Source organism: Bacillus massilinigeriensis (genome assembly GCF_900117315.1).
In the GTDB taxonomy this organism is placed as follows: domain Bacteria; phylum Bacillota; class Bacilli; order Bacillales; family Cytobacillaceae; genus Bacillus_BE; species Bacillus_BE massilionigeriensis.
On the sequence record NZ_LT630337.1, the window covers coordinates 162,900 to 181,180 of the forward strand.

General features: G+C 36.5%; 16 protein-coding genes. 11 read left to right on the plus strand and 5 right to left on the minus strand.

Annotation, left to right across the window (positions count from 1 at the left end; all coding sequences use genetic code 11):
* Positions 1 to 280: 280 nt before the first annotated feature.
* The 6 genes from BQ6100_RS00825 (at position 281) to BQ6100_RS21150 (ending at position 8,644) form a co-directional block, all read left to right on the plus strand.
* Positions 281 to 2,293: a type I restriction-modification system subunit M gene (locus BQ6100_RS00825; protein WP_075979944.1), complete on the plus strand. Its 2,013-nt coding sequence runs from the start codon at positions 281 to 283 to the stop codon at positions 2,291 to 2,293.
* A complete protein-coding gene (locus BQ6100_RS00830; protein WP_235816462.1) occupies positions 2,290 to 3,321 on the plus strand; it encodes a restriction endonuclease subunit S in 1,032 nt (343 codons plus the stop codon). The genes BQ6100_RS00825 and BQ6100_RS00830 overlap by 4 nt, the downstream gene beginning before the upstream one ends.
* A 56-nt stretch (positions 3,322 to 3,377) precedes the next feature.
* Positions 3,378 to 4,945 (plus strand): IS3 family transposase gene (locus BQ6100_RS00840; RefSeq protein ID WP_390622392.1). Its coding sequence is split into 2 segments (ribosomal slippage): positions 3,378 to 3,861 and positions 3,861 to 4,945, totalling 1,569 coding nucleotides; the frame shifts between segments, so codons are not numbered across the junction.
* A gap of 153 nt (positions 4,946 to 5,098) precedes the next feature.
* Positions 5,099 to 5,467, plus strand: a complete 369-nt coding sequence (locus BQ6100_RS00845; protein WP_084780156.1) for a restriction endonuclease subunit S — start codon at positions 5,099 to 5,101, stop codon at positions 5,465 to 5,467.
* Positions 5,436 to 8,426, plus strand: coding sequence for a type I restriction endonuclease subunit R (locus BQ6100_RS00850; RefSeq protein ID WP_075979948.1), 2,991 nt, complete (start codon positions 5,436 to 5,438; stop codon positions 8,424 to 8,426). Before BQ6100_RS00845 ends, BQ6100_RS00850 begins: the two co-directional genes overlap by 32 nt.
* Positions 8,427 to 8,473: 47 nt before the next feature.
* Positions 8,474 to 8,644, plus strand: a complete 171-nt coding sequence (locus BQ6100_RS21150; RefSeq protein ID WP_159433114.1) for a hypothetical protein — start codon at positions 8,474 to 8,476, stop codon at positions 8,642 to 8,644.
* Between the two features lie 129 nt (positions 8,645 to 8,773).
* Here BQ6100_RS21150 and BQ6100_RS00855 read toward each other — a convergent pair whose 3' ends face one another.
* Genes BQ6100_RS00855 through BQ6100_RS00865 form a run of 3 tightly spaced genes read right to left on the minus strand, consistent with a single transcriptional unit; the run spans position 8,774 to position 10,449 of the window.
* Positions 8,774 to 9,508, minus strand: coding sequence for a hypothetical protein (locus BQ6100_RS00855; protein WP_075979949.1), 735 nt, complete (start codon positions 9,506 to 9,508; stop codon positions 8,774 to 8,776).
* Positions 9,492 to 9,695 (minus strand): helix-turn-helix domain-containing protein, encoded by a 204-nt coding sequence (locus tag BQ6100_RS00860; RefSeq protein ID WP_075979950.1) that lies wholly within the window; start codon positions 9,693 to 9,695, stop codon positions 9,492 to 9,494. Before BQ6100_RS00860 ends, BQ6100_RS00855 begins: the two co-directional genes overlap by 17 nt.
* Positions 9,676 to 10,449: a rolling circle replication-associated protein gene (locus BQ6100_RS00865; protein WP_075979951.1), complete on the minus strand. Its 774-nt coding sequence runs from the start codon at positions 10,447 to 10,449 to the stop codon at positions 9,676 to 9,678. Before BQ6100_RS00865 ends, BQ6100_RS00860 begins: the two co-directional genes overlap by 20 nt.
* Positions 10,450 to 10,802: 353 nt before the next feature.
* Here BQ6100_RS00865 and BQ6100_RS00870 point away from each other — a divergent pair, with 353 nt between their 5' ends.
* The gene (locus BQ6100_RS00870; RefSeq protein ID WP_075979952.1) at positions 10,803 to 10,997 is read left to right on the plus strand and encodes a hypothetical protein; all 195 of its coding nucleotides are present in this window, start codon (positions 10,803 to 10,805) and stop codon (positions 10,995 to 10,997) included.
* A gap of 388 nt (positions 10,998 to 11,385) precedes the next feature.
* On the opposite strand, the gene BQ6100_RS00875 is transcribed toward BQ6100_RS00870, so the two are convergent.
* Together BQ6100_RS00875 and BQ6100_RS00880 are read right to left on the minus strand one after the other, a co-directional pair.
* Positions 11,386 to 12,414 carry a DUF4917 family protein gene (locus BQ6100_RS00875; protein ID WP_075979953.1) on the minus strand — a complete coding sequence of 343 codons (1,029 nt, stop codon included), beginning with the start codon at positions 12,412 to 12,414 and terminating at the stop codon, positions 11,386 to 11,388.
* Positions 12,415 to 12,702: 288 nt separating this feature from the next.
* On the minus strand, positions 12,703 to 13,794 hold the full coding sequence (locus BQ6100_RS00880) for a Shedu anti-phage system protein SduA domain-containing protein (RefSeq protein ID WP_075979954.1): 1,092 nt from the start codon (positions 13,792 to 13,794) through the stop codon (positions 12,703 to 12,705).
* 803 nt (positions 13,795 to 14,597) lie between these two features.
* Here BQ6100_RS00880 and BQ6100_RS00885 point away from each other — a divergent pair.
* From BQ6100_RS00885 to BQ6100_RS00900, 4 genes are read left to right on the plus strand one after another with little or no spacing between them, the layout of a single operon-like run.
* Positions 14,598 to 14,942 carry a GIY-YIG nuclease family protein gene (locus BQ6100_RS00885; RefSeq protein ID WP_075979955.1) on the plus strand — a complete coding sequence of 115 codons (345 nt, stop codon included), beginning with the start codon at positions 14,598 to 14,600 and terminating at the stop codon, positions 14,940 to 14,942.
* Complete coding sequence (locus tag BQ6100_RS00890) at positions 14,939 to 15,403, plus strand: DUF6530 family protein (RefSeq protein ID WP_173719799.1); 465 nt, start codon at positions 14,939 to 14,941, stop codon at positions 15,401 to 15,403. The genes BQ6100_RS00885 and BQ6100_RS00890 overlap by 4 nt, the downstream gene beginning before the upstream one ends.
* Before the next feature lies 1 nt (position 15,404).
* Positions 15,405 to 17,444: an AAA family ATPase gene (locus BQ6100_RS00895; RefSeq protein WP_075979957.1), complete on the plus strand. Its 2,040-nt coding sequence runs from the start codon at positions 15,405 to 15,407 to the stop codon at positions 17,442 to 17,444.
* 27 nt (positions 17,445 to 17,471) lie between these two features.
* Positions 17,472 to 18,062 (plus strand): helix-turn-helix domain-containing protein, encoded by a 591-nt coding sequence (locus tag BQ6100_RS00900; RefSeq protein WP_075979958.1) that lies wholly within the window; start codon positions 17,472 to 17,474, stop codon positions 18,060 to 18,062.
* Positions 18,063 to 18,281 lie beyond the last annotated feature (219 nt).

Genomic DNA, 18,281 nt, shown 5'->3' on the forward strand with positions numbered 1-18,281 from the left:
GTATTGGGGTTAGCTAAAATAAATATCAAGACAAGAGCATGGCACTTACTCTTGGTGAAATTGTTTATATGGTATTACTTTTTGTTGTACAAACTCTTATAATTGTAGGTAATGTTAGCTATTTTGACGAATCAGTAAATGAAGTCTCTGTAGGTGATATGAGCGATAAAATGAGATTAGCTATTACAATGAGATACGCATTTTAAAAATTGCTCAAATTATCTCCATCTAGCTACATGAGAGGTAGATTCCAAAAAAATTATTAAATGAGGTATATAAGATGATTAACTTCCAAGATAAAGTAAGCTTCATTTGGTCAATCGCAGAGATTTTACGTGGACCATATAAACCAGAAGACTACGGTAAAATCGTTTTACCATTAGCAGTATTACGTCGTTTTGACTGCGTATTAGAGAGTACAAAAGAGGAAGTATTAGCAAAGGCAGAGCAGTTTGCTGCATTGAATGAAGATGCTCGTGAACCAATTTTAAATCGTGTGTCAAAGCAAAACTTCCACAACACAAGTAAATATGATTTCAACAAGCTATTAACAGATTCAGATAACATTGCTGATAATTTACGTGACTATATAAATGGTTTCTCAAAAGTCACTCGTGATATTATGGATCACTTCGACTTTGACCGCCAAATCGATAAGCTCGATCAAAACAACTTATTATACTTAACGATTAAACGTTTTAGTGAAATCGATTTACATCCAGAAACAGTTTCAAACATTGAGATGGGTTATGTATTTGAGGAACTAATCCGTCGTTTCAATGAAAATGCAGAAGCAGGTGATCACTACACACCACGTGAAGTAATTCGTTTGATGACGCATTTATTATTCTTACATGACGATGCAAGCATTTTAACGAAGCCAGGTTTAACACAAACATTATATGACTGTGCAGCTGGTACAGGTGGTATGGGTTCAGTTGCACAAGAATATTTACTAAGCCAAAATCCAACAGCACATTTAGAGTTTTTCGGCCAAGAAATTAACCCTGAATCATATGCAATTTGTAAGGCAGACTTACTCATTAAAGGTGAAGATGCACGTAACATTCGTTTAGGGAATACGTTATCAAACGACCAATTCCCACGTGATAAATTCGATTACTTAATTTCAAATCCTCCATACGGAGTGGACTGGAAATCGTATGAGAAGCCAATTAAAGAAGAACATGAGAAACAAGGTTTTGACGGTCGCTTTGGTCCAGGAACACCAAGAACAAGTGATGGACAGCTACTATTCTTAATGCACTTACTGTCAAAAATGAAGCCAGTCACAGTAGAAAATCCACAAGGCTCTCGTTTAGCAATCATTATGAATGGTTCGCCGTTATTTACAGGTGATGCAGGCTCTGGTGAAAGCGAAATTCGTAAGTATGTGCTTGAAAACGACTTAGTAGAAGGCATCGTGGCACTGCCGAACGACCTTTTCTACAACACAGGTATTGCAACGTACATTTGGATTCTAACGAATAATAAAGCACCTCTTCATAAAGGGAAAGTACGTTTAGTCAATGCCGTAGATTTCTCGAAAAAAATGAAGAAGTCGATGGGTAGCAAGCGTAACGAAATTACAGAAGAGCAAATTAACGAAATCGTTCGTTTATACGGTGATGCACAGCCAAACGAGTACGTGAAGATTTTCGATAATGAAGACTTCGGCTATGCAAAAATTACGGTTGAACGTCCATTACGCTTAAACTTCCAAGTAAATGAAGAACGCCTTGCACGTGTCGTAGAGGAAAAAGGCTTTGTGAATTTAGCAACATCGAAGAAAAAAGGTGATGCAGGTCATTTTGAAATTGAAGAAGGTAAAAAGCTGCAAACGCAAATTTTATATGTGTTACGCACGTTAGAAAGTGATACAGTATATAAAAATCGTGAGGAGTTCACGAAAGTACTAAAAGATGCCTTGAAAGAAGCGGGCATTTCGATTGGTGCACCTGTATTAAAAGCGATTTTAGCTGGTCTGTCTGAAAAAGATGAAACAGCTGATGTATGTATGAAAAATAAGACAGATATCGAACCAGATACAGATTTACGTGATACTGAAAACGTACCCTTAAAAGAAAACATTCATGACTACTTTGCACGTGAAGTATTACCACATGTACCAGATGCATGGATTGATGAATCAAAAACAAAAATTGGCTACGAAATTCCATTCACTCGCCAATTCTACAAATATACAGCACTACGCAGCTCAGCAGAAATTATTGATGAGATTCGTGCGTTAGAAGCTGAGATTGCGGAGCAGTTGAAGAAGGTGATGGTATGAAGCTAAAAGGTTCTAATATTCAATGGGTTAATACTATTCCATCACATTGGCAAATTAAAGAGTTAAAATATTGTTTGCTTCCAGGAAGTGAAGGAATAAAAATTGGTCCATTTGGTAGTGCGTTGAAGTCAGAAATGTTAGTTGATGAAGGTTATAAAGTATACGGACAAGAAAATTTAATAAAAGATAATTTTAATTTAGGTCAACGATTTATTAGCGAAGAGAAATTTAAAGAACTTGAAGTTTATGAGATTGCTGAGAAAGACGTTTTAATTTCAATGATGGGTACAGTCGGTAAGTGTAAAGTTGTACCAGCAAATATTCAAAAAGGAATAATGGATTCACATCTTATTAGAATTCGATTTAATGAGAATATTATTTTACCTGAATTTGCAACATATTTAATACAAGACTCTAATTACATCAAAGTGCAATTAGACCTAAATAGTAAAGGTTCAATTATGTCAGGTTTAAACTCTAGTATCATAAAAAAACTTAAATTAATTCTTCCACCTATTGAGGAACAAAAAATTATTTTGAAATATATGGATAAGAAAAATGTAGATTTAAATCAAATTATAGCTTCGAAAAATTATATGATTGATTTATTAAATCAACAACGCCAATCAATCATAACAGAAGCTGTTACAAAAGGTTTAAATCCGAATGTGAAAATGAAAGATTCAGGTGTTGAGTGGATTGGAGAAATTCCTGAGCATTGGGAAGTTAAACCACTATATAGTTTATATAAAGAAAATAAATTGAAAAATAAGAGGAATGTAATTACAAATGTTCTTTCGTTAAGTTATGGGAAAATAAAGCGTAGAGATGTAGAGTCGAATTATGGGTTACTACCAGATTCATTTGAAACTTATCAAATAATACAGAAAGACGATATTGTTTTAAGACTAACGGATTTACAAAATGATAAGAGAAGTTTGCGTGTCGGATTAGTAAATGAAGAAGGGATTATTACATCTGCTTATTTAGGTTTGAAACAATCTGATAAGCCCTCTCTGTTAGGATAGTTGTCGTACGATACTTTAGTGTTATAGTTAAATAAATAACACGGAGGTCGTTCGATATGACTGAAAAAAATGGAGCACGGTATTCCCAAGAACAAAAAGAAGCTATTATCAAACGCATGATGCCCCCAAATAATGAATCTGTGTCTAGAATTTCAAAAGAAGTTGGTATTTCAGATGTGACATTATATAAATGGCGTAGAGCAGCACGTGCAGCTGGAGTGGCAACACCTGGCAATGGACAAACAAGCGATAATTGGAATAGCCAAGATAAGTTCTTAATCGTGATGGAGACGTTCGCGATGAACGAATCGGAGCTTGCCGAGTATTGTCGTAAGAAAGGTTTGTATCGTGAGCAGATTGAAGCATGGAAAAATGTGTGCCTTCAGGCAAACGGTCAGGTATTCGAACAAGCCAAACAGTTGAATGGCGCATTGAAGGAAGAACAGAAGCGTGCCAAGCAATTAGAAAAGGAGCTACAAAAGAAAGAAAAGGCACTAGCCGAAGCTGCAGCGTTATTACTTTTGCGAAAAAAGGCCCAAGCGATTTGGGGGGACGACGAGGAAGAATGATTAGCCCGTCAAATCGCGCATTAGCAGTTGAACTAATCCAAGAAGCCAATCAAAACGGTGCGCGATTAGCGAAGGCTTGTGAGGAACTTCATATCAGCGTACGGACATACGAGCGCTGGGTAGTAGAGGGTGGAGTGAAGGTCGATCAGCGCCCATTTGCGAAAAGACCAGTACCGAAAAACAAGTTGTCTGAAGAAGAAAAAGAGGGAATTCTGACAGTTGTCAAACAAGAGGAATACGTCGATTTACCACCTACACAGATTGTCCCAAAGCTTGCGGACAAAGGAACTTACATTGCTTCAGAATCCACGTTTTATCGTGTGTTACGTGAAGAAAAAATGCAACACTATCGCGGTCGTAGTCAAAAGCCTGAAAGAAGAATCCCTGAGAGTCATCTAGCAACAGCACCAAATCAAGTGTGGACATGGGATATTACATGGCTTGGTGGACCGGTGAAAGGTTTGTTTTATCGACTCTATTTAATTCTTGATTTATTTAGTAGAAAAGCAGTTGGCTGGGAAGTTTGGGAAACAGAAGAGGCAAAACACGCTGAAACGCTTGTGAAAAAGGCGGTTATCAATGAAAAAATCCAAGGTGCACCACTCGTATTGCATTCAGATAATGGTAGCCCTATGAAAGCCGAGACATTCCTAAGTTTACTAGAGAAATTGGGCATTCAAAGTTCCTTTTCAAGACCACGTGTGAGTAATGATAATCCTTACTCAGAAGCGATGTTCCGGACACTCAAATATCGACCGGATTTTCCGCACAAAGGTTTTGCATCACTCGGAGAAGCAAGAAAATGGGCACAGCAATTTGTCCATTGGTACAACGAGATTCACCTGCATAGTGGGCTAAATTTTGTGACACCTGTACAGTGCCATACCGGAGCACATTTAGCCATATTGGAAAGGCGAAAAAACGTATACGAAGCAGCGAAGGCTAAACATCCAGAACGTTGGTCAAGAAGCACAAGAAATTGGGCACCGAATGAGAAAGTAGCACTCAATCCAATGCGAGATGAGAGTCAAACCGGAGCATTGAGGAAATCATAATATTCCCCATTTTCCTGGTGATTTGAATCGAAAGCACGCTTTTCCTTTCGATTCAAATCACCAGGTCAGCAAGCGCAGCGCGGTAGCCTTGACTAAGCTAGGGCATTGAGAAAATTCTATTAAAATACTAAAGTAGCTAAATGCGACAACTATATTGACAAACACCGTAAGTCAATCTCTGAATATACTTATTACCTATTGCATTCGTATGACTTAACAAAAGTATTTTATGGATTAGGGAGTGGAGTAAGACAATCTATGGGGTTTACTGAATTGAAGAAACTACCTATTTTATTACCGCCAATTGAAGAACAGTTAGAAATTATTAATCAATTAAAAGTGAAAGTTTTTGCAAATGAACAACTAATTGATATGTTAAAAACACAAATCGAAAAACTAAAAGAATACCGCCAGTCCTTAATCTACGAAGCCGTAACGGGCAAGATAGATGTGCGGGAGATGGAGCGGGAGGTAAGGGAGGTGAGCGAGGATGGCTGTGGATACGTCGGAGAAGGGGTTTGAGACGAATATTGAGCTGGCGCTGATGGAGAATGGCTATAAAAAGCGGGTGTTGGAAGGAGAGGCAAATGCTTCCTTCAAGCAGCATGCCATTGATGTGGAAGAGCTGTTTGCTTTTTTAGAGGATACGCAGGAAAAACGTATGCGTACGTTAGAGAAATCGTATGGGCCGTCTTATAAAGAGGAAGTGTTAAAACGTATTAAAGACCAGCTACATCGTCAAGGTTTGGTCGAATGTTTACGTAAAGGTATTAAAGACCGTGGTGTGACATTACAGCTTGCGTATAATAAGCCACCTACGGATATGAATAAAACATTAAATGAGCAGTATAGGAAAAACCGCTTTAACGTTGCTCGCCAAGTGTATTATAGTAATAAGCATAACAATAGCTTAGATATGGTGCTATTTTTAAACGGTTTGCCTCTTGTTGTGATGGAGCTTAAAAATCCCTTAACAAATCAAACAGTTGAACATGCAATGAAGCAATTAAAGACGGACCGTGATCCACGTGAGCAGCTATTTAAATTTAATGAGCGTGTTGCCGTTTACTTTGCTGTTGACCCAGATGAAGTATTTATGACGACAAAGCTTGATAAAGGTAAAACGTACTTCTTACCATTTAACAAAGGCAATAATGGTGGGAAAGGTAATCCGTTAACTTACGGTGACAATTATCGTACGCATTATTTATGGGAAGAAATTTTAGCCCCAGATAGCTTGCTCGACATTTTATACCGCTTCATCTTTATAAAGAAAGATGACATTAAAGATTCAAACGGTGAAACGATTGGTGAGCGTCAAATGCTTATTTTCCCTCGTTTCCATCAGCTTGATGTTGTACGTAAGTTAGAAGCAGATGTTGCACAAAAACTTGTCGGTCATAATTATTTAATTCAGCACTCTGCGGGATCTGGCAAGACGAACTCGATTTCGTGGCTTGCACACCGTTTGGCGAAGCTACATAACGAGAACAATGAATCAATTTTTAGTAGTGTGATCGTTATTACCGATCGCCGAGTGTTAGATAAGCAATTGCAAGATGCGGTGTATCAGCTGGAGCATAAAGCAGGGATGGTCGAGCCGATTGATAAAGATTCAGAGCAATTGGCACGTGCCATTAATAATGAGACTCGTATTATTATTACGACGCTTCAAAAGTTCCCGTTCATTTTAGAAAAAGTAGCGGGCTTAGAGCGTAAAAAGTATGCGGTCATTATTGATGAAGCGCACTCATCCCAAGGTGGTAAAGCTTCAACTGCATTAACGAATGTATTATCGGATAAAACATTAGAAGCAGCTTATGAGGAAGACCGTATTGCGGAAGAAAACTTAGATGATGTGGACGAAAAAATCGTTGAAGCAATCATGAAAAGTGGTAAGCAAGATAACGTATCTTTCTTTGCGTTTACGGCGACACCAAAGCCAAAGACATTAGAGAAATTCGGTACAGTTGGTGTAGATGGTAAGCCAGTAGCATTCCATCAGTATACAATGCGACAAGCAATTGAAGAAGGTTTTATTTTAGATGTACTTGAAAACTATACGACATATAAAACGTTCTGGAAAATTGCAAAGACAGTAGATGATGATCCAGAGGTATCACAAAAACAAGCAACGAAAAAGCTAGCACAATATGTGTCACTTCATCCACATAGCATCGCACAAAAAACAGAAATTATTATCGAGCACTATCGCAATTTCGTACAGCGCAAAATTGGTGGCCGTGCAAAGGCAATGGTTGTAACAGCGAGCCGTTTACATGCAGTACGTTACAAAATAGCTTTCGATAAGTATATTAATGAAATGGGCTATGATGATTTAAAAACAGTAGTTGCTTTCTCAGGTACTGTGAAAGATGGCGGGATTAATTATACCGAGCCAGAAATGAATCAGTTCTCTGAAAAAGAGTTGCCTGAAAAATTTAACTCTGATGAATACAAAGTGTTACTTGTAGCAGAGAAATATCAAACTGGATTTGATGAGCCACTGTTGCACACAATGTATGTAGACAAGCCGTTAAGCGGTATTAAGGCGGTGCAAACACTATCTCGATTAAATCGTACATGCCCTGGTAAAGACGATACATTCGTTTTGGATTTTGTAAATGATCCTGAAGACATAAAAGCGTCTTTCCAGCCTTATTATGAATCCACAAGTCTATCAGAAATTTCTGATCCGAATATCCTTTATGATATGCAGGCCGAGCTAGAGCCATATCAAGTATTTACTGAAGAAGAGGTGCAAAAGGTAAATGAGCTTGAAGTAACGGGTGGTGTGAAGAAGTCTGCGAAGGCTCAAGCCGAGTTAAATGCGGTTCTCGATAAAGGCGTGGAGCGTTTTAAAAAGCTTTCGGGAGAAGAACAATTCGCATTTAAACAAGTGGTTACGAAATTTACACGTACGTATGGATTTGTACTACAAGTTGTAACATTTATCGATTTAGATCTACACAAACAATATATTTACCTGACGTACTTGTTACGTAAATTGCCACGTGATCGAGGAGATAAGGACCTTTATTTGGCGGATGATGTAGCACTTGAATACTACCGTAATCAAAAAGTATTTGAAGGCAGCATTGAGCTTGAGAAAACGGGCGGCTACGACTTAGATCCTCAGAAACATGGTGCTGGTGGTGCAGTTGAGGATGAGAAGGTTCGTTTATCGAGCGTGTTGGATAAGTTAAATGAGCGTTTTGGCACGCAATTCACAGAAACAGATTTCCTTTCTCGTGAGCAAGTGAAAGAAGACATGCTAAATGATGAAGATATTCGCCAAAAAGCAAAAAACAACACAAAAGAAAACTTTAAATTCGCCTTTGAAAAATCCTTTATGGACTTCGTTATTGACCGCATGAGCAGCAATCAAGAGTTCTTTATGAAGATTTTAGAGAACGATGAGTTTAAGACGTATATTATGGAAGATATGATGAATGAAGTTTATGGAGCTGTGAATAGTTAGCTTTTTAGTTTGGACGGAGTTAAGAATTTAATCATTAAAGGTTAGTCTTGACTCCGTTACTTACACGAGGAGTTAATGAAAAGGTTGAAAAGGAATTAGCAGCAAAAGATGTGGAGTTTTACTCAAATAAAGATCGAATGCGAAACTGTTCTCTTGTTTTAAAGAACAAGCAGTATTTTGTTCAGTTTACTTTTATTAAGGCTCATGGGACTTCTTAATCGAAGGTGGACATTTCAAGGGAAGTGGAAACAGACACTTTAGATGATATGGAAATTGTCTAATATTAAATCAAAACAAGGAACCCAATGCGGGTTCCTTGTTTACAACCTAGGGAAATATTGCAAGATTTATAAGATCCTCGATTTTAATTCCTTCGTGAAGAAGCTAGTGTCATAGAGCGAAAAGACATTTACATTCACAAATCCTCCAACTTTATCAAATATTTCTTCTCCAATATGATAGGAAAAATCAAAGACATTTTTCATTTTTATAAATGCATCAGCCGCTTCATTCCAAAGAATGTTTGGTTTTTTCAAACGGCTTTTGAAAACAATTTTTGTAAATGAAGTATAATGGCTGCTCATTAATGATCGGTGGTGAGCATTATCAATTATTGATAATAATATTTCTTGTGAAAAAACGTCAATGTTAACAGGAGCTCCCCACAAGTTACTAAAATACTCTTCCTCATTTTCTACGAATCCTTTTACAGCGCTAGTTAATGAAGAAATCTCAATATCGGTCATAAGATGAATATTTACGATTGAGTCTTCTATGTCTGCTGGAAGTTTTGCCACTGCCAAGTATTTCATACTTGATTGACCACTAGATTTTTTAAGGTCTTTAATAAAAGATTGTATTTTAAATTCAGCAGTTTCATAGTCACCCAATTGCATTCTAAGAGTAAATGTAGCAAGATATCTATCGTCAATGAAATTGGTAAGGGTCAACCTTTTTAGTTGAGTTAACCTTCCTATTGGATTGTTCCTTTCAAAATACAAGTTTTTGATGTCAGACCGTTTTTTAAAATCATAAATAAAAACTGTAGATCCGCACTCAACTAATTTAGTTTGCTTTTCCATAAGTTTTGCCTCCTTCAATCCAATCAATTAAAACCTTCTTCGAAATCTTGATGCGCTTTCCGATTTTAGTTACATGGAAAGACCCTGAATTTACCAATTCATAAGCCTGTTTTCTGCCAATTCCAAGTATTTCTTGAACGTCTGTAACATTTAAAACATCTGGGTAATTATCGTATGTTTTGTACATATTCCATTAACTCCTTTACATTTTCAACATAGTAATTTTCATATTTTGTCTCACCAGTAAAAGGTGTTAGGTAGGTTCCACCCTCTAAAAGGGTGGATTTACACTCATCGAGATATTTATAAAACTCATCTGGGTTATCAAATTCTAAGATAATTGGTTGTTTTAAACCATGTGAATGAAAGTATCTTTTATGGCCGTTAAGCCTTGGATCAGTGATCCCTTTTTTTAGATAGAAAGCAATTTTTTCATTTTCAGTTGCTCCGGAAGAAATATTTATCTTGTGCAAAAAGCCATGTTGCCAAAGACCTTGTAATATTTCGTTAGGAACCTCTGTTAAATTGCAAACAATATGATAATGAATGGCTCCTTTCCGAAACTTATCCTGAAATTCAATTACACCTAAATATTTGAACTTTGGTAATTGATTCTTCTCTAAATAGTAGGCTAAACGTTTTTTAAAGTCTGCAAATATTTTGTTGCAGCTATTAATGTTCGTGATATCTACTGCTTCTGAGGCGGCAAAGGTGAGTGTTACAAAAGCATATTTATCTGTAAAGTTGCATTCTAGCAATCTACGAATTTTTCTACGAGCTCGTGTAATGCTGGTCTTAACATTGGTATCGTAATTTTCACTATTTAGAATTGAATGAGATTTTCGCCCACCTGAAGAGGTTCTTCTAGTAATAGGAGAATTTGTTTGTTTTATGATTTCAACGTATTTGTTACTAATAACTACTTTAAAATACTTACTCATAATAATTTCCTCCGGTAAATAGAAAAGAATTTTCGTCAAATTAATCACTATTTATCAAGTTAATTTAATTAGAATTTCTTTTATGAACTTGTTTACACCGGTGTAGTTTAAAGCTATTAGTTCATGCTTTTATTATATTTTTAATGCTTTCTTGGTGCACCCTGACTCTCAGTTTATAGCAAAGGGATTGGATTAATCTGAATAGATCCGAGACACTCTCTTAATACTAAACTTAGAATTCTTCGAAATTACTTCTGATTTCTATGAATTATTAATGAATGGCATTGAATGTAATGCATGACAGGTATAAATTAGTTGTGTAAAGAGTTAATTATTGGAGATGGGGGATATGTTTGAATATAACGTTGGACTTAAGAATGGGTATTGATTCTATTAGTATTGGATCTGTCGATGATAATGGCAACGTAGAACTTTCAATTCAAACTTTGCTTGGAGATGAGGTGAGCTTTATACTCAAGCCAGAGGAGCTAGATGATTTTGTTGAAAGGTTGAAATCTATCAATGACTTTAAAGGTGAGCTGGAATAACTGAAAAATTCCTCTGAATGGAAAGTATTGATGTACTTCCTAATTTATTGTATATTAAATTTACAAGAAGTGTGGTGGCTCTTCACCATAGTAAACAGACCCCTTATTAATAAGGGGTCTGTTTTTTTATATAAACCAATAGATTTTTCTTGCAAATTTCCATAGTGGATAATGCTAATTAAAAAATCCTGTCAGTTGTTGTGTCATGTTTTATGATGGAAAGAAAACAAAAAATACAAGAAATGAAAAAACGTATTTTTGTCTCTTTAATATTTCTATTGTTTGTAAATAACTTAGAAAATCAAAGAGTGATTTTCAAAAAAAACTTTTCAGTAATCATCAGTAAAGAACCGTTTCATAGGACATAGCTCTCAAAATTAGTAGGATATTAAGCAAATAATTTGAGCCATTCAAGTTCTTCTAGTGAATTAAAGAAAACACTCGAATCGAAAAAGTGAAGATTCTTATTAGTTCCTCTAAACACCACCGTAATTTCATTTATTATATCAGGAGCTTTTTCTTTATCGTAAATCCCGTATGCGATATCAGTTATATTAGATTCCTTAATAGCATTAATAATATGCATATCACATTCTCTATCAAGGGATTGTCCATAAATTGTTAAGCCACCGGTTATCCTTTTAAAATTCCTATAGCAATGCATTAAATACTTGTTATTTTCAATTCTTTGAAGTTTTTGCTGCCAAGTTCCTTCGGAAACATAAAGTGGGAAGTGACCCTCTTCATACGTGTTAGTAATAATGTCTAATAATCTAAAAGCTGGATTTTTACCTCTGGTTATTTTTACAACTTCTCCATTCCTCATATAAAAATGCAATGCACCGTGCAAATAATAAAGCTCAAGAGGGTTTTCAGAAGGGCTGACACCAGCCCCTTTTTCAAACATTATTAGCTCACTTGCACTGTCATAACCAAAACCATCACTTACTTTTCTGGAACGATTACTAAGTACACTTAATAAAGCCCAATAAGGTAATAAATCATAATTTGTTGTAAAAATGGACTTCTTAAATATGTTAAAAGCTAATCTTAGTTGGTGCCCCTTTTGAGGATGAAGTTCTTCGAATTGAGGGTGTACCTCCCTTACTGCATTAATTAAAGACTGTTTAATCCTATTGTAACTTGCATCAATATTTTTATCTTGTATATTAAATATTCTGTTCGTCAACATAGTGGTATGTAGAGCTCTAAGGATCGTTTCAAAGTTTTGAGTATCAAACTTTTCAAACATTTGTTGATCTTCTGCTTCAAAAGAATCCTTACATTGTTCATACAAATTGTTATATCTAAATTTCTGGTTAAAGTGAATGGAAAAGCCATTTCCAAATAATAAATTATCAAGTAGGATATTATTCTTTTTTACTAGTTCGCTATATGTAATTAATTGATCCTCCATTTTTCCTCTCCGAAAAAATATAGTTTTGTACTCATCTTCCTAAGTGGTAGCTAATCATTGATAATAAATCGAATGACTTATATTTTGAGGATTTTCCATTTTTTATAGTTCATTTTGTACTATACAGTCAATTTTAGTTTTAGAAAAAAGAATGGATAGGTGCTTAAATGAAATAATATATTGATGGAAACTCTTTGTTTTGACTGGAAATCAAAATTATAGTTGATAGTCCCGACTATTAAAAAAGGACATGCTTCCTAACGTTATCCATAAAAAGTGTATTATACATCATTCATCATCATCCCATTTAAAGTTGGAATCCATATCTTCTCCTTCGCTTATTTCATCCAGTTCTTCATTATCGTGTACAGTAAACAATTCGATCAACCTTTCTCCTTGAAGAAGAAGTTGATCAAACGTCATTACGGTTATTCCGCTCAATCTATTATTAAGACCATGCAATGCCTTTAACTTTTCCTCATTCCAATCATTAGACCTTCCAATTACAATCGTAGCACGGGGGTGGTAAGCAACAACTTCAGGGTGGTCTCGTAAACCGTTAGCAGCTACTTCATTTAATACATCCAGGTATCTATGACATTGACCTATTGCCTTAGATACATCAGAGGAAAAATAATAATTCCGGTGCGAATTATCGTACCTCAAAACTTCCATATCTGGTCGTTTTAATTCTATTAAGTCACGATACCCAGCAATTACGGTTGGCAAGAGTAAATCAATGTTATCTCCGGGTGCAATTTGTCTAACACTATCCCGAACAATAAACGCATTCCCGAAAGCCCAACTATGTTTTTCACACCATATCTGGTAGGTTTGCTCGTCTGTTACATTTCCCTCAAGATTTTGTCTTAGTTCTGCCACAGCACTTCTCAATTCTTGAAGCCGTATTGATGTTCGGAATGCAGATACTATTTCTGTTCCAATCTCGCTCATTGTTAAATGACGTACAATATCCTTTTTATCTAACATAGAAATTACTGCTTTTGCAACCACGGAAGGATCTACCCCTGCAACATCAGCAACTCCCTCAGTTACTTTTATAGCTATGTAATCCCCATCTCCATCCTTTTCTGCTACTGCTAAATGCTCTTTTAAAGCACGTAATAAATTCCTTGACGCCGCTTCCTTTAAAGAAATTGATTTCTCTTCTATTTCCATCCAATCCAATGGCGGCGGTTGTTTTCTATAGGTAATAATTTTAATAGCCAGTTCGCTACCAGCACTTCTAGGTATGAAAAAGGGAACGAATGTAATGCGAGTACGACTACTTTCATGTATAATGACTGGGTCACTAAACGAGACTGTCCCAGAGGTAGATTTCCTTCTTTGTATAGGAGTTAGTCCGGGTTCATTAGACAAATTAAGTTCCTCCTTTATAATGCATATAAACTCTATTAAACATTATAACAGACTTTTCCATATATATTATTTTAAAATTCTGAAATAAAAAATGCAATTCAACTTAATATGTATAAATATTAGAATCTATTATAAGACCTTTTCAAAATGTATATAAAATTAATACCTTGGAGTGAGCACCTTTATCTTTGTGGATTATTAATATTATGACACGACTAATTTCCTGTATATCCAAAAAATTGTGACCCATAAAATATTGTGGGGACATCTTACGGAAAAATTACAAAATCGTTTCAGTATAGTTGCTGAGCAAAATTTTATAAGAATTTGTCAATTAAAAAGTGAAAACAAGAAAAAGAAAGAAGTTTCAAAGATATAATTCATAAGGAAATATTGTTTTGAGTAAAATAAATTCTCTTTCTATCTAAAGTGGAAAATAAATAAGGTGAACTACTACATCTCAGAGTTAATTACCTACCGTCAGCACTCTACACATGTGGAGTGTGTAGTGTTAATAACTAAAAAGTAAGGCTTTGAAGGCCTTGAAAACAATATATTTCAGAGGATGTTAATATTAAAAGTAATTCTGTCCTCTGACTTTTGCCCTCGATATGTGTTCATGGGAACATATCGAGGGTTTATTTTTAGGTAAAAAATGAGCCTATAATTAGATAGGGTTGAGTTGGCAGAATAGATGAAGTTTGTAGAGTAGAGAAGATTGGATAAATGCATTTAATTGGTCTACGGAGCGTGGATTATGTTTTAAAGTATATAAGTACATAATAAAGTCGAGGTGAAGACAAATGGATATTAAAAGAAAAAGAGAGCTTTTAGAAGCCTATAAAAATAGACATCCTGAAATAGGTGTAATATCTTACCGTTGTAGAGAAACTGGCGAGGTATTTTTGGGTATCTCCAAAGATACAAAATCAGACTTTAACAGTAATAATATGAAATTGGCAGCAAACTGGCATCCTAATAAACGATTACAGGAACTTTGGAACAAATATGGCTCGGAAGGCTTTGAACTATCAGTCATTAAAGTGTTAAAGTATGATGACCCACATGAAGATCATACAGCAGAATTAGAAAGTTTGAGAGAGCAGTGTCTCGCTGATGATCCAAATGCAAGGAGGATATGGCGATGAATGAAAAAGTTGTTATTGTATCAAATGGTTATGACCGTATAGATGGCAGAAATGCCTATCAATCTGACATCAAACGTTTAACATTAGGTGCTCCTAGATTAGAAGAAAATAAAAAAATGCAGATTGCAGCACAAATTTGGAAAAATAATAAAGATGGGGAATTGATTTTGGCACAGGAGCTGCCTGTTCATCAAGTATTCGACTTGATGATCTTTTTATTGAGAACATTGATATATTTTAAGGAGGCTTACCGACTCCCCCTTTTATATGACCCGGAAAAACCTCTCGTGGAACGTGTTGGGGTACAAGGTGATGTGCTACCTATAGAAGTGTGTGTAGACAATCAAAACATCAATGAGGACATCAAGGCATTTGCCCAGAGTCTGAATGATTTAGGAGAATTAATTGGGGAACGTAGGCGGATACTTAGCCGAATTTTAGAAGAATTGGAGTTTTATTAATATGAAACAGACCCGTATTCTATCACCTGCCAGACAGCTGACAGAAGAGGAACAATCTCTTGTCTGGCAAAAACCGCCTTCACATATTGAAAGTGAAGCAGAAAAACGTATATATCAAGAAATAGTAAGAAATTGGAACCGCGGCGAAATGAAAATCAGTACCATTTTGCTGGAGGGTGATGCAGGTTCGGGAAAAACTCAGCTTGCCAAAGCTTTATCTGCTGATTTTAATTTGCCTTATACTAAAGTAACCTGTTTTGCAGATATGGATAAATCCGATGTACTGGGTTCTATTCTTCCGGTACTGGAGAAAAAAGGTGATAAATCAGATACTGTTGAATATCGATATTATCCATCAGAAATTGTACGTGCGTATGAAAATGGATGGCTCTTGGAGATTCAGGAACCCACAGTGATTAGGGATGCTGCTGTTTTAATGGCTTTAAATTCTGCATTAGAACCAGATGGCAGTCTAAACTTACCTACCCGAATTGTACATCGTCATCCTGATTTCATTGCCGTTATAACAACAAATCGAGGCTACAATGGCTACCGCCCTTTAAATGAAGCTTTGCGTGATAGAGTACAACATGCAGAAAAACTGGATTTACCACCTAAAGAAGTTATGATGGAACGGGCAAAGGCTAAGACTGGTTATCAATCTGAAAATGTTCTTTCTCTTTTAGCCGAGACAATTATGCTGCTGGATGAAACAGCTCGGGCTAATGCAATTAAAGGTGTGGCTGGGATGCGATCCTATATCTTTTGGGTTGATGCCGTTCAAAGCGGTGCCTCGGTACAAAATACTCTTTATCATAAGGTACTTTATAAAATTACCACTGACCCACAGGAGCTTGCCATTTTAGAGCAGGCGCTGGTAAGTCATGGCTTGACAGATAAGCTTGAGGAATTGGATATCATCTGTCATTCCCATTCAGACGGAGAGAATCCAGATTTAATTGAACTTAATATTTCCAAAAATGGAGAATTCTCTGCCAAGACAGATCAAGCTGATAAAAATACATTGCGTCTGAGAAAATCAGAAGACAGTGAGGGGCATTCTGATACAAGCAGTGATAAAAATACTGATATTTCAAGCAATGATAATGGAGAAAATGGCACTCCATTCTATCATGAGCTCGATAAATCAGATGCAAACGAATTACAAAAAAAGGAATTTCGTAAACAGTTGAACAGAGAAGCACGGCAAAGTGTTCAAGGCAGCTGCCATGAAGAAATCAAGCTTATTGTCCACCTCCCTGAAGCTACCACGGGGAACATGGAAGAGTATCATAACAGGGCTGCTACTTTGCTACCAGTCACTCGAGAACTAATCCGCAAAACAAACCCACTTTTAGAGCATGAAGTTTCTTCTGAATTCGCTAAATTTCAACTATATGGCACAAAATTCTGTGCGGATCAGGCCGCTTCTTTGGATTTTCGCGTATTTGCTCGCAAGCGCCCACCAGAGGAAGAACCCTCCCTTGCGGTTGCTCTCAGAATTGATGAATCAGCATCAATGTCAGCCTTTGGCCGTTTAGAGGCAGCAAAACAGGCAGCAGTTGCTTTATATGAATTCTGCACCGGGTGTGGCATTCCGATAATGGTTTATGGGGATACAGCAGACCGCTCAAAGCTGGAGCAAATGTCTGTCTATGCCTATGTAGACTTTGAAAGCAAAGATGCAGATGCAAAATATGCTCTTATGAACATTCAGGCTCGCAGCAACAATCGGGATGGTATGGCATTGCGCATTATTTCCGATAGATTGCTTAATGCGCCCCAAAAAACCAAATTAATAATCAGCATCAGTGACGGACAGCCTAAGGCTATGCCTGATTATACAGGTGAAAAGGCAGCGTATGATATGAAAGATACTTTGCTGGAATTTAGGCGAAAAGGCATCCAGTTCCTTGCTGCAGCTATTGGACAGGATAAGGAGGCTATCCGAGAACTTTACGGTGCTGAAAACACACTAGATATAACCGATTTGAAGCAGCTTCCAGCAAGATTGGTACAAGTAATCGCAAGGTTCATGTAGTATGATATATGAAATGGAGGTGGTGGCATGGATTGTGTGAAAATAGGCAATTTAATTGCCAAGCTGCGAAAGGAAAAACACCTTACCCAGAGAAATATTGCAGATGCGTTGGGTATTCAAAGTAAAACGGTTTCAAAATGGGAATGTGGTTTAGGGTGTCCTGATCTATCGCTGTGGCCGGAGCTAACTGCTATTTTGGGCGTTGATATGAAACAGATGATGGAGGGTGAAATTACATCAAATAAGCCAGATAACGGCAACATTGACAAAGTACGTTTTTATGTCTGTCCTTCCTGCGGGAATATTTTGGTGAGCACAGGAAGTGCCTCTATCTTCTGTTGTGGAAGAAAATTGGAAAGTATATTGCCTATGGATTCGCTTACCGCAACTAAAATCACAGTAGAGGAAATGGATACTGATCACTTTATCACCTTTGACCATCCTATGACCAAAGAACATTATATTTCCTTTGTGGCCGTTGTTAAAAGCGACAGAGTATTACTGAACCGCTTGTATCCGGAACAAAGTCCAACGTGTCGGTTTCCTGTAATTACGGGTGGTAAACTATATGTTTATTGCATCAAACATGGTTTATCGGTATATTCAGGTAATCTATAATTAAATCAATATTATCTTCCTGGGATGTATATGTTTGTTGTACTGTCCCGCGGCTTTTTTAAAATTTTAAACGTTGTTTAAAACGACTTATTGTGTTAAAATATGCGCTGATACAAATAAGAGTTTAGGAGGAACCGAAACTATGACAGCCTCAATGCGTTTAAGATAAGCTGGCAATAAAAAAAGCAAAATCTATCCCCGATGATAGGCTTTTTTGTT

Coding starts and splice junctions, on each gene's coding strand:
- BQ6100_RS00850 (WP_075979948.1), top strand. CDS start 5,436: ATGGCTGTGGATACGTCGGAGAAGGGGTTTGAGACGAATATTGAGCTG.
- BQ6100_RS00865 (WP_075979951.1), bottom strand. CDS start 10,449: ATGAGTAAGTATTTTAAAGTAGTTATTAGTAACAAATACGTTGAAATC.
- BQ6100_RS00875 (WP_075979953.1), bottom strand. CDS start 12,414: ATGGAGGATCAATTAATTACATATAGCGAACTAGTAAAAAAGAATAAT.
- BQ6100_RS00830 (WP_235816462.1), top strand. CDS start 2,290: ATGAAGCTAAAAGGTTCTAATATTCAATGGGTTAATACTATTCCATCA.
- BQ6100_RS00825 (WP_075979944.1), top strand. CDS start 281: ATGATTAACTTCCAAGATAAAGTAAGCTTCATTTGGTCAATCGCAGAG.
- BQ6100_RS00900 (WP_075979958.1), top strand. CDS start 17,472: ATGGATTGTGTGAAAATAGGCAATTTAATTGCCAAGCTGCGAAAGGAA.
- BQ6100_RS00855 (WP_075979949.1), bottom strand. CDS start 9,508: ATGGAAAAGCAAACTAAATTAGTTGAGTGCGGATCTACAGTTTTTATT.
- BQ6100_RS00860 (WP_075979950.1), bottom strand. CDS start 9,695: ATGTACAAAACATACGATAATTACCCAGATGTTTTAAATGTTACAGAC.
- BQ6100_RS00890 (WP_173719799.1), top strand. CDS start 14,939: ATGAATGAAAAAGTTGTTATTGTATCAAATGGTTATGACCGTATAGAT.
- BQ6100_RS00895 (WP_075979957.1), top strand. CDS start 15,405: ATGAAACAGACCCGTATTCTATCACCTGCCAGACAGCTGACAGAAGAG.
- BQ6100_RS00885 (WP_075979955.1), top strand. CDS start 14,598: ATGGATATTAAAAGAAAAAGAGAGCTTTTAGAAGCCTATAAAAATAGA.